Genomic DNA, 10,900 nt, shown 5'->3' with positions numbered 1-10,900 from the left:
CCCACAAACCGGCACCCACCCCAAAAACAAGCCAACCAACCCACCCACAAACCAACCAACCCCGCCGTTCACCCACCCCCACACACCCAACAAAACGACGTGCTGGCGTGGAGCATTCCGATCGACCTGTTGAGGGCGTCGCGGGCGTCGGCCGAGCCGCGGCCACACAAACGTCAGATCCGCACCGATCGACTGTTCGTCCATGACGACGTGCGCACCGCCATACGCCCCACGCCGGATCAGCGAGGTCCGTGACACCGTCACCTCGCCATACACGCACAGGCGCTTCGCCCCGTGCCGGCTGATCACCCTGCGCTCCGGACCCACGCCCGGAAGGGAACCAGGCCCATCCGACAGCGTCGCCAACGGGACATTGAAGGCGTCACACATCTGCACGAACCGAGCGGCCTGTTCCGGTGCCTTGATGTCCGCGCCACTCAAGCCGTTCTGGATGAGGGTGACGAGCGTCGGGGAGGGCTCACGAACCGTGGACACGAAGTCCCTCGGGGCCGGGTTGTGAGCCGCACCATCGTTCAGGGCCGCCAACGGCGCAGCCGCCGGGACGGCCACGTGCACGGCTCCGTCCGCGTACGGCTTCCCGGCGTCGAGACCGAACCCGAGCGCACCGAACCCGAGCGCACGGTGCCGACGTAACTTCTCCGTCTCATAGAAGAAACCCGCGTCGAATAACAGAGTGATCCGTTCCCGGGCCGTCAACTCGCCCTTGGCCTGCTGCGCCGTCGGCACCTCACCGCTGGGATCGGCCAAGGCCCACGTACGGGTTTCAACCAATCCGGCCGGATGGCGGCCCACGCCAACTGCTTCCACCCCGTTCAGCACACGCACACCACCGAGACCGGCCCAGTCATCACACAACAGTGAAAGACACGGACCACCGCCCGAGTGGGTTCACCAACTCTCGCGTTGAATCGCCCTGGTCGTTCTGTTCTTGACCCGTGAGCTGATCCCGGCTGGGTCCTGATGCCGATCACCGGACCAGGCCATCGTCAGGCGTGCCGCTCGAGAACCACTCGAGAAGCACCCACTCGGCCACACCCTCACTCAGGTCAACACACCAGCCCACACCGCGAAACGGAGCAAAATCCTCCGCACACCACAAGCCGGAACGCCTCATACCGCTGGAGCGTAAACCGGATGGTATGTATCTTCCTAGCGCCCCATGGAGCCCCGGCCCATCACCCGTCTGAGATATCCAGGAGCACCCATGCCGAGCAGCACCGCGCGCAGATGGCAGAACACACGGAGACAGGCCTCAAGGACCCGTCGGCCAGGAGGCCTTCCGGCACCGCGCGGGAGACTCAGATCGCCGAGCAGTGAAACGTGCCCCATCGGGGCCCTCAGGCCGAAACCGGGACCTGCCCCTGGGCCTCGCTCTGGGTGACCTCGGCAAGCACTCGAGCCCCTCGGTCCTCCGCCACGTCCAGCCGCATCAGTACGGCAGGCGAAGCGATCGACGGCAGCAGATGCTTCAACAGCACCGACACTCGATGCTCCACATCACTCAGCCCGTTCTCGAGCTGAGAATACAACTGCACCCCGTTGAAAGAACTCACCAACAACTCAGCGACTTCCGCCGGAATCACATGCGCCAGGGTCTCCCCGCGCCGGTGTGCTTCCCCCATCACTCCGCTCAGCACCTCGACCCACAGCGGCCATGCACTGCCGTACTGTCGACGTCCCGCCGGATCAGCCGACAGCCGGGCACCCGCCCGCAACAGTGGATCGTTCCGCAACCGGTGCGCGACCGTCATCGCGAGATCGACCACTTCCTGGAGCTTGATGTCACGCGGGGGAAGCACCTGGTCCGTCTGGACCTCCAGAACCCCTCGCGCCAGCGATTCCTTGGAATCGAAATGGAAGTAAAGCGCGCCCTTGGTCACCCCGGCGGTCCTCAGGATGTCCGCCACGGTCGCCGCCGTGTAGCCGTGCTCCGCGAACACCGCTGCCGCGGCTTCCAGGACAGCACGACGAGTCCGCACCGCTCGTTCCTGCCGGGCCACCGCACTCTCCTTACCCTGACTCACTCCGCACCCCCACCACCCACCGGAGCAGCCAGAAACAAACCGTCCAGGAGGTACCTTATCGTTAACCGAACGCAAACGACAGCACGCGTTTTCCACGCGACCCCTCGCCACCAGCGCAGACTCCCACCGCAGAGGCTCTCAGCAACCAGCCGTGTCGGCTACGGCCGAAAGGCCCTTGACACCCAGGCCATCCGGCGGAGCCGTATCCGAGGTGGTCTCCGGGGGGAGCGGGACGTCGGTGTACCCGGCAGCCGAGGCCGTGGAGGCGGGCCACAGTCGACCGTCGGCCGCCTCCTCGTCCACCCGCCTGAGCAGCCGCCCGTCGATCTCCTCCAGTGAGTCCACCATGTGCCTCACTCCCGCCCGCACCATCAACTCCCGCTGGAAAGAGTGCTCGGACGACGACGGACGTCCGATGAACGCCGCCCCAAGGCCCCTGGCCGCCTCCGCCACCCGTGCCACGTCATCAATGAACAGAACGTGCTCACCTCCGATCGAGAACACCTCCTCGGCGATCTCCCTCAATCCTGGGCGGAAATCCGCCGTACAGACATAGCCCGGTCCATCGAACAATCCCGCGAACCCTGACAGATAACGATCGAAATGCTGACGCCCCAAGCCCCCGTAACACACCACTTGCACCCCCAACGCCCTCAACCGCCCCAACAGCGCTCCTACTCCTCCTGCCACCCGCACCGGATGCTCACGCACCCACGCCTCCCGCATCCGGAAGAACTCCCCCACTACGTCCGTCGGTGAACCTCCCAGCCCCAACGCCTCGACCGCGCCCGACGGCGACTGCGACAAAACGACCTGCTCCGCTTGCGGCGACCAGGTCAACCCACGCTCCACCACGAACCGATGAATTACCGGGCCGAAGGAATCGTCCAGCAACACCCCGTCAAGATTCAGCGCGACCAGCTGCACACGCCGCAAATCACTCGCAAACCTCACGACAAACCCCCCGCACGCAAAGCGCCAACCGCACATCCGAATTGAACAACGACCAACCTACCAACGCCACGCCATTTCGGGGGAAAACCAGGTTATGGGCTCACTCACCGGAAAAACCGCCCTCGTCACCGGTGCGTCCCGCGGCATCGGCCGCGCCATCGCCCAACGGCTAGCCGCCGACGGCGCCCTCGTCGCCGTCCACTACGGCACCAACCACGCCGCGGCCCAAGAGACCACTGACCACATCATCACCAACGGAGGGCGCGCCTTCCCTCTCCACGCTCCTCTCGGCGCCTCCCACTCCATCAGCGGCCTTTACGCAGAACTCGACACCCAGCTGTCCCAGTTCGGGGAGCCTCCCACCCTCCACATACTTGTCAACAACGCCGGCTTCCACATCCCGGGCACTATCAGCGACATCACCCCCGACGACTTCGACCGACTCATCGACATCCACGCCCGTACTCCTCTCTTCCTCATCCAACATGCCCTCCCTCGAATGCCTTCTGGTGGCCGCATCATCAACATCACTTCCGTCACCACTCGCATCGCCCACCCCACCGCCCTCGCTTACACGATGGCCAAAGCCGCCCTCCAAAGCCTCACCCAAGCCCTGGCCAGGGATCTCGGCCATCGACGCATCACCATCAACAACGTCGCCCCCGGCTACACAAAGACCGACCTCAACCGCCACCGCTGGGACACCCCTGAGGAGGAGGCCAAAACCGCCGGCCACTCCGTCTTCAACCGCATCGCCGACCCCAGCGACATCGCGGACGTCACGGCCTTCCTCGCCTCCCACGACTCCCGCTGGATCACAGGCCAGACCATCGACGCAAGCGGCGGCACGCACCTGTAGCGCCGCCCTGCCACAGCCCTGGTCCATGCCGACTAGCCCGCGTCCTGAGCGACACCCGTCCCACGCGTACGGCGGCCAGGTGCACGACGAGATCCTCAACCGCTCGCTGGAGGCACGGGCAACCACAGGCGGTCCGGCTTCCCCCCGTCGGCTCCGCGGGCGAGGGCGCTCAAGGGCGGGGCTCCAGCACCTCCAGGGCGCCTGTCTCGGTGTCGTAGCTTCGCAGGGTGATGAGGTGGAACGGCAGCGGCGGCGACGGCAGCAGTTCGGGAATTCGCCGGTCGGTGAAAGCGCCTACCCGCCGAGTCCGCCCCAGGGTGATGTGCGGGCTCCAGCGGTCGGGGGCGTGGAAGGGGTTGAGGGTTCCGGACGGGCTGTCGGAGGTCACCGCCTCCCACACCCGGCGGTGCAAACCGACCAGCGCGGAGTCCGGGTCCAGTGCCCAAGCCAGTACCGAGGTGGGCCGCTCGAAGCGGACCACACCGGTGCACCGGACTGGCAGCGGCAGAGAGGCGGCCACCTCAGCGAGCTCCCAGCGGATCGGGCCGGTCAGCTCCGGGCAAGCGGCCAGGGTGAGGTGTGGGCGGTTAGTCGGTGAGTGGTGCCGCGCCTGGCTGGGCAGCCCCGCGTCCGCCAGCCGCCGCCAAGCCTCCCGGACCGCCAGCTCCGCCGCCTCATCCAACAGGAGTTCGACCGTGCGCACCGCCTCAGCCTACCGGCGACCTGCGGCTCCGCCGTCGACTGGATCGATCGGCAGAGGAAGCGGAGGAAAGGGCGCGACGGCGTGCGCCTTCAACAGATGGCCGTCCGGTCGCATGCCCTCACGCGACGCGATGTTGCGTAACCTTCGGTGTCGGGGGGGCGTCAGCCTGACGTGCCGCCCAAGCTGATCTCAGTGCCGTGCGGGGCTCGGCAGGTCACCTTGGTGACGCCGTCCTCGTATGTCTCGCGCCTGGTGGGGTCGATGCCCCGGCGAGCGGTTGCGGGTCCGGGCCCCGCACCGGTGTATACGAAGCGGTGCTCGGCGACCTCCCACACCGCTTCGACGTCGTTCGGCAGAAACGACGGAGGCCCACCGCACCGGCATGGAGGTCGTGACTGTGTCTGATCATGATCGTGACGGGGCGTGCACACTGTCGGAGTCCGCTGCCTGACACTGAAGGAACAGATGGGCTCGGCGGTCGCCCCTGGTGGGCCGGAGGAAGGCACCATGAACCGATGGGACGCGCTGTGGATGCCTCGCTTCGCGTTCAGTGGGCATCCGAGACAGGATGCAGGACGAGAGGGCAGGCGATGACCGGCGAGTGCGGGAGGAGGCGAGGCAGGTGACGGGATGGGATTCCACGGGCAGTGCGTCGGGGCAGCCCCCGGGAGAGACGGTCGCCATGGTTCTGGCCGCTCTCGAGACGGCTGCCTACGCGGTGGATGAGCAGGGCTGCATCATCGCCGTCAACGCCCTCGCCGAGCGCATGCTCGCCCGGGCCGCGACGGAACTCGTCGGCCACGGCGCGCACGACCTGCTGCACCGCGACGCGCATGGTCAGCCGCTGCCAAGGGCCCAGTGCGCGATGCGGCCGGCGTTTCTCGCGGGTAGAACGGCCCAGGCGGACCGGGAGTGGTTCGCGCGCGGGGACGGCAGCCCGTTGCCCATCTCCTGGCTGACCTCCCCTCTCAACCTGAGCGGCTCCGGTGACCACGAGAGGGCGACGCTGGTCATCTTCCACACCCCCGAGGTCGTCGAATCCCCGAGTAGGCCGTCGGGCCAGGTGGCGCAGCCGCTGCCGGAGCTGGAGCGGCTGGCGCTGCTGGCCGAGACCACCACGCAGCTGACCTCCACCCTGGACGCCGACGAGACGGTGCACAGGCTCGTGTCCCTGGTGGTGCCGCGGCTGGCGGACTGGGTGGTCGTCGACCTGATCCGCGAACGCGACGAGGTGTGGCGGGTCGTCGTGGCCCATGCCGAGAACGGCGCCGTCACGTATCACGAAGACCTCCAGGGCCCCATGCCGCCGGTGCCGCAGCACTCCTCCATGCCCCTGTCACGGGCCCTGCGCGGTGCCGCTTCCACCCTCACCAGCCCGCAGACCTACCAAAAGCCACCGGATTCCGGTATCACGGCAGAACAGCGCCGTCTGTTCGAGACCACTGGCATCCACTCCGCGGCCATCGCGCCGCTGCGCAGCACCCGCGAGGTCCTGGGCGCGGTGACCCTGGGCCGCTCCCAGACCCCGCAGCCCTTCACCCCGGCCGATCTTGCCCTGCTGGAGGACATCGCCCGCCGCGCCGGTCTCGCCCTGGACAACGCCCGGCTCTACCAGCGCCAGCGCACGGTCGCCGAGACCATGCAACGGCATCTGCTGCCCCAGCTGCCACAGGTGCCCGGGCTCCAGATGACCGCCCGCTACCTGCCCGCACCCGACGCCTCGCAGGTCGGCGGTGACTGGTACGACGCCTTCACCCTCGCCGACGGCGCCACCGCCCTCGCTGTCGGAGACGTCGTCGGGCATGACCTGGACGCCGCGGCCGGAATGGCCCAGCTGCGCAATATCCTCCGCGCCTACGCATGGGCCCAGCAAGAACCTCCCAGCCGCATCGTCAAGCGGCTCGACCAAGCGGTCACGCACATCGCCGACGTCCCCATGGCCACCTTGATCTTCGGCCGGATCGAAGAGATGGGCCGCGGCCGGTGGCACCTGTCCTGGACCAACGCAGGCCATCCGCCACCCCTGCTCGTCACCCAGGAAGGCCTGGCCCACTACCTCAGCGACGGGCACGGTATTCTCCTGGGCACCGGAACCGATCAGTCGCGTCCCGACGCCGTGGCCTCCCTCCCGCCCGGATCGACCCTCCTGCTCTACACCGACGGTCTCATCGAAGCCCCTGGCCGCTCCCTCGACGAGGGCCTGCATCGACTGCGCCGGCACGCCGCAGCCCTCGTCCACCGCCCCCTGCCGGCCTTCACCGACCAGCTACTGCACCGGGTCCGCCCCACCGACACCGACGACGACATCGTCCTGTTCGCCCTGCGCACTCCCACCGCAGCATGAAGCGAATTCTGCGGCGGGCGCGCAGGCGCCAGCGTCGGCGGACAGGGTGACAGGGCAGAGCGGGGAAGAAAGGAGACGTCCTACGCGGCCAGCGTTTCGTCCCGTTGACCGATGCCGCCCCGGGCCGCGCCGTACTGCTCCAACAGCGCATCGGCCGCGAGCAGGGCCTGCTCGACAGTACGGGCTCCGGTGATCACGCACAGCGTGTACGCGGAGTCCTCAAGATTGCGACTGGTGCGGCCGGTGGGGCACACGTCATGTTCGATCCTCGCCTGAGCGAACCGGGCCAGTACGGCGCGCAGTTCCTTCTCCGCCGGAATGATCACGTAGCTCCCTCTCCTCGAACCCCTCCGCAAGGCGGCCGACATCGCCGCGCCTCGCTGTACGCAGGCTCTGATCGGCACGGAGTACCGCCGCGCACGTCAGGCAGCCCTCAAGTGCCCCGCACCGGGAGGTCCATGCCAGCGCGCCCGCTGGGCCCGCTGGCGAGCAGAGCAGTTCGTCCGACGCGGCAGCCGGCGCTGCTGACCTCGACGTGGAGAACTGGCGATACTGTGGCTGTACCTTGATCGAGGTGGGTGGTGGCGGTGGATTGGCGTGCGTACGCCGAGCAGATGGCCCTGCTTGCGCGGGATCTGCTGGCCCAGGACTCGGTACAGGCGACGCTGGACAAGGTCGCGGCGGCCGCGGTCGAGCTGGTGGACGGCTGCGACGCGGCCGGGATCCTGGCGGTGCGCAAGGGCCGGGCCGTGACTCTGGCGGCCTGTGGCGACATGGTGCGGGAGTCCGACCGTCTCCAGGGTGAACTCGGTGAAGGACCCTGCTTCGATCTTGCCCGGCACAAGGGCAGCGAGCGGGCGTACCCGATCGCGGACCTGTCCCAGCCGCAGCCCGGCTGGGAGCGGTTCGCCTCGGGAGCGCGTGAACTGGGCATCGGGAGCATGACCGGCATCCTGCTCTACGCCGACAACGAGGACTTCGGAGCGCTCAACCTGTATGCCCACCGGCCCGGGACCTTCGGGAAGGACATCGAGACCGCGGTCTGGCTGCTGGCCTCGCACGCCGCCGTCGCCCTGGCCGACGCCCGCACCATCGACCAGCTCGAGCACGCCATGGACACGCGGCACGCCATCGGCGAGGCCATGGGCATCTTGATGGAACGCCACCGGTTGAGCGAAGACGACGCCTTCCAGGTGCTGCGCAGCATCTCCCAGCACCACAACGTCAAACTCCGCGACGTGGCCCAGCGGGTCCGGACCGAACGCACCGACCCCACCTGATCAGCCGGGTTACGGTCCCACGCGACTTACGGCCCGTCTCCTTTCCACGGCCGCCACTCTCGCGACATCCCTTCATTCTGATGAAATCATCATCTATGGTCTCCGGGTCAGATGTCGATTCTTCTCGACCGCGGGAGCCGCCATGCCGTCCACCAGTCGTCGTCATCTTCTGCGCATGGGGTCCCTGGCCGCCGGCACGCTCGCCACCGGCGCGATGAGCACAGCGGCCGCTGTCGCGGGGCGGCACAGAGGCGCCGGTGCCATCGATGTGCACGCTCACTACGTCACACCCACCTACCGCGCGGCGTTGATCGCGGCCGGACAGAGCCGCCCGGACGGCATGCCGGGCATCCCCGACTGGAGCGTCGAACAGGCCCTGCGCTTCATGGACGCCAACCGCATCGCGACCGCCATGCTGTCCGTGTCCTCACCCGGGATCTCCCTCGGCGACACGGCCGCGAACCGTGACCTCGCGCGCACGGTGAACAAGGAAGGCGCGGCCATCGTCCACGCACATCCCGCCCGCTTCGGGCTGCTGGCGTCGGTCCCCCTGCCAGACGTCCCGGCCGCGGTGAGCGAGGTCGAGTTCGCGTTGGACGACCTCGGCGCGGACGGCATCATCCTGGAGACCAACTACCAGGGCACTTACGTCGGCAGCCCGGCGTTCGAACCCCTCATGGCGGCACTGCACCGTCGTAAGGCGGTCGTCCTCCTCCACCCCACGTCGCCCGCCTGCTCACAGTCCACCAGTCTCGGCTACCCGCGCCCCATGATCGAGTTCCTCTTCGACACGACACGAGCCGTCACCGAACTCGTCCTGAACCGAGTGGTGGACAGGTATCCCGGCATCGAGTTCATCATTCCGCACAGCGGAGCCACGCTGCCGGTGGTAGCCGACCGGATCTCGGCCTTCGCCCTTGCCGCCGGCGGACCACCCGCAGACGTACTGGGCGCCCTTGGACGTCTGCACTACGACGTCGCCGGGTTCCCTCTCCCGCGTGCACTCCCCGCCCTGCTCGACCTCGTCGACCCCGACCGCCTGCTGTACGGGAGCGATTACCCCTTCACCCCTGCCCCCAGCGCCTCGGCACAGGCGAAAGCCCTCGCCGAAACCCGCGTGCTCAGAACGCCGGACAAGCAGGCACTGTTCCACGGCAACGCCCGCCGTCTGTTCCCCCGGCTCAAGTGAACCACTGACGATTGCGGATCGCTGCCGCCGCGAGGGACGCGAGATGGGGATCGGCTGACCTACCCGCCAGTTTCAGCGGTGTCGACGCGCAAGCCCGTACGAGGACCCGTCGGCCACGCTCGGCTGGAAGCCCCGGAGCGCGAGGGTGGGACCGGCGTCCGTCTCACCGGCACGGCAGTCACCTTCCGCCACGGCGCGCCCACCGTATGACACCCAGCGCGCACCGTCGCCTCGGGCAGCTCCGCCTTCCATGCAGTGCCGTCGCCCCTTTCCGGACGCCAGCCCTTGACGATCAAAGAGTCAAAGTTGATGATTTCCTCATTACGACGATGTTGCTTGGAGGGCACCATGTCCGAAACCCTCGCCGACGCAGCCGACGGAGCAGACGTCACAACGGCCCACCAGGACCTCCACAGCGAAGAGGGCGCCCTGCGCGGCGAACACCCGGGCCGTGCCCGCAACCCCGTGATCAAGGTGGCGGACCTGGCCTGGCTGGAGTTCGAGAAGCCCGATCTGGACCGGGCGGAGGTCTTCGCCCGCGATTTCGGATTCGGTGTCGCCGCGCGCACACCCGGCGCTCTCTGGCTGCGCGGCAGTTTCGCGGGATCGCCCTGCATGGTGATCCGGCGCGGCCGGACCTCGCGCTTCATCGGCCCGGCGTTCCGCGCGGCCGAGCGGTCCGACCTGGAGCGACTCGCCCGGGTGACGGGGACGAGCGTTCGGCCCGTGGACGTGCCGGGCGGCGGCCAGACGGTCGACCTGCTCGACCCCTCGGGCTTTCCCGTGCGTGTGGTGCACTGTGGCGAGGAACTGCCCGCTCTGCCCGAACAGCAGCCGCTGCTCCTCAACTTCGGCACCGATCACCGCCGCGTCAACGCCACCCAGCGCCCGCCGCGCGAACCGTCCCGCATCCAGCGACTCGGCCACGTGGTCCTGGAGACCCGGGTGTTCGCCCAGGCACTGGACTGGTACCTGGACACGCTGGGCATGATCGTGTCCGACTTCCTGTTCCTCGACGGACAGCGCGACCGCGGCCCCACCATGGCCTTCGTCCGCTGCGACCGGGGCAGCCTGGCCGTGGACCACCACACGCTGGCCATGCACCTGGGACCGGGCACCGGGTACGTCCACTCCGCCTACCAGGTGACCGACCTGGACACGATCGCCGCTGGCGGCGAGTACCTCAAGGAACGGGGATACCAGCGCAGTTGGGGCATCGGGCGGCACATCCAGGGCAGCCAGCTCTTCGACTACTGGCGCGACCCCGACCACTTCATGCTGGAGCACTTCGCCGACGGCGACCTGTTCTCCTGTGACATCGAGCCCGGCTGGGCACCCATGTCGACCAGCGGCCTGGCCCAGTGGGGCCCGCCGGCCACCCGCGACTTCCTCGGCGCCAGCCCCTCCCCTCAACGGGTCCGCGACGTCATCCAGGCCCTGCGGGGCGACAACGAGATGGACACGGCGCGCCTGGTGGGCCTGCTGAAGGCCATGCACTCCTGATCCCCTCTCCAGAGAAGGCCATG

10 protein-coding genes are annotated in these 10,900 nt (G+C 68.2%); 5 read left to right on the top strand and 5 right to left on the bottom strand.

Annotation, left to right across the window (positions count from 1 at the left end):
• From KBY47_RS30235 to KBY47_RS30225, 3 genes are all read right to left on the bottom strand, one after another.
• The coding region (locus KBY47_RS30235; RefSeq protein ID WP_374103133.1) for a carboxyl transferase domain-containing protein at window positions 1-840 on the bottom strand (840 nt) is incomplete at its 3' end.
• A 518-nt stretch (window positions 841-1,358) separates the two neighbouring features.
• Window positions 1,359-2,021 carry a ScbR family autoregulator-binding transcription factor gene (locus tag KBY47_RS30230; RefSeq protein ID WP_210926708.1) on the bottom strand — a complete coding sequence of 221 codons (663 nt, stop codon included), beginning with the start codon at window positions 2,019-2,021 and terminating at the stop codon, window positions 1,359-1,361.
• Window positions 2,022-2,183: 162 nt separating this feature from the next.
• Window positions 2,184-2,972: an HAD family phosphatase gene (locus KBY47_RS30225; RefSeq protein ID WP_308405344.1), complete on the bottom strand. Its 789-nt coding sequence runs from the start codon at window positions 2,970-2,972 to the stop codon at window positions 2,184-2,186.
• Window positions 2,973-3,093: 121 nt separating this feature from the next.
• Here KBY47_RS30225 and KBY47_RS30220 point away from each other — a divergent pair, with 121 nt between their 5' ends.
• On the top strand, window positions 3,094-3,858 hold the full coding sequence (locus KBY47_RS30220; RefSeq protein WP_210926706.1) for an SDR family oxidoreductase: 765 nt from the start codon (window positions 3,094-3,096) through the stop codon (window positions 3,856-3,858).
• 169 nt (window positions 3,859-4,027) lie between these two features.
• On the opposite strand, the gene KBY47_RS30215 is transcribed toward KBY47_RS30220, so the two are convergent.
• Complete coding sequence (locus tag KBY47_RS30215; protein ID WP_210926704.1) at window positions 4,028-4,561, bottom strand: 2'-5' RNA ligase family protein; 534 nt, start codon at window positions 4,559-4,561, stop codon at window positions 4,028-4,030.
• Between the two features lie 622 nt (window positions 4,562-5,183).
• Here KBY47_RS30215 and KBY47_RS30210 point away from each other — a divergent pair.
• A complete protein-coding gene (locus tag KBY47_RS30210) occupies window positions 5,184-6,905 on the top strand; it encodes a SpoIIE family protein phosphatase (RefSeq protein WP_374103132.1) in 1,722 nt (573 codons plus the stop codon).
• A gap of 80 nt (window positions 6,906-6,985) precedes the next feature.
• On the opposite strand, the gene KBY47_RS30205 is transcribed toward KBY47_RS30210, so the two are convergent.
• The gene (locus tag KBY47_RS30205) at window positions 6,986-7,231 is read right to left on the bottom strand and encodes a DUF5133 domain-containing protein (protein ID WP_210926700.1); all 246 of its coding nucleotides are present in this window, start codon (window positions 7,229-7,231) and stop codon (window positions 6,986-6,988) included.
• 288 nt (window positions 7,232-7,519) lie between these two features.
• On the opposite strand from KBY47_RS30205, the gene KBY47_RS30200 reads away from it, so the two are divergent.
• The 3 genes from KBY47_RS30200 to KBY47_RS30190 all read left to right on the top strand — a co-directional run bounded on the left by KBY47_RS30200 (window position 7,520) and on the right by KBY47_RS30190 (window position 10,877).
• Complete coding sequence (locus tag KBY47_RS30200; protein ID WP_210926719.1) at window positions 7,520-8,185, top strand: GAF and ANTAR domain-containing protein; 666 nt, start codon at window positions 7,520-7,522, stop codon at window positions 8,183-8,185.
• Window positions 8,186-8,360: 175 nt separating this feature from the next.
• Entirely contained in the window at window positions 8,361-9,374 is a 1,014-nt protein-coding gene (locus tag KBY47_RS30195) for an amidohydrolase family protein (RefSeq protein WP_247695455.1), read from the top strand.
• A gap of 348 nt (window positions 9,375-9,722) precedes the next feature.
• A complete protein-coding gene (locus KBY47_RS30190) occupies window positions 9,723-10,877 on the top strand; it encodes a VOC family protein (protein ID WP_210926697.1) in 1,155 nt (384 codons plus the stop codon).
• The last annotated feature ends 23 nt before the right edge of the window (window positions 10,878-10,900 follow it).

Source organism: Streptomyces sp. B93 (assembly GCF_018070565.1).
Taxonomy (GTDB): Bacteria; Actinomycetota; Actinomycetes; order Streptomycetales; family Streptomycetaceae; genus Streptomyces.
Note: the sequence above shows the minus strand (reverse complement) of the source record. Positions and strands in the feature narration are given on the sequence as shown.

Excerpts from the sequence above, each read along its gene's own strand:
- KBY47_RS30220 (WP_210926706.1), top strand. The coding sequence starts at position 3,094 with ATGGGCTCACTCACCGGAAAAACCGCCCTCGTCACCGGTGCGTCCCGC.
- KBY47_RS30200 (WP_210926719.1), top strand. The coding sequence starts at position 7,520 with ATGGCCCTGCTTGCGCGGGATCTGCTGGCCCAGGACTCGGTACAGGCG.
- KBY47_RS30195 (WP_247695455.1), top strand. The coding sequence starts at position 8,361 with ATGGGGTCCCTGGCCGCCGGCACGCTCGCCACCGGCGCGATGAGCACA.
- KBY47_RS30190 (WP_210926697.1), top strand. The coding sequence starts at position 9,723 with ATGTCCGAAACCCTCGCCGACGCAGCCGACGGAGCAGACGTCACAACG.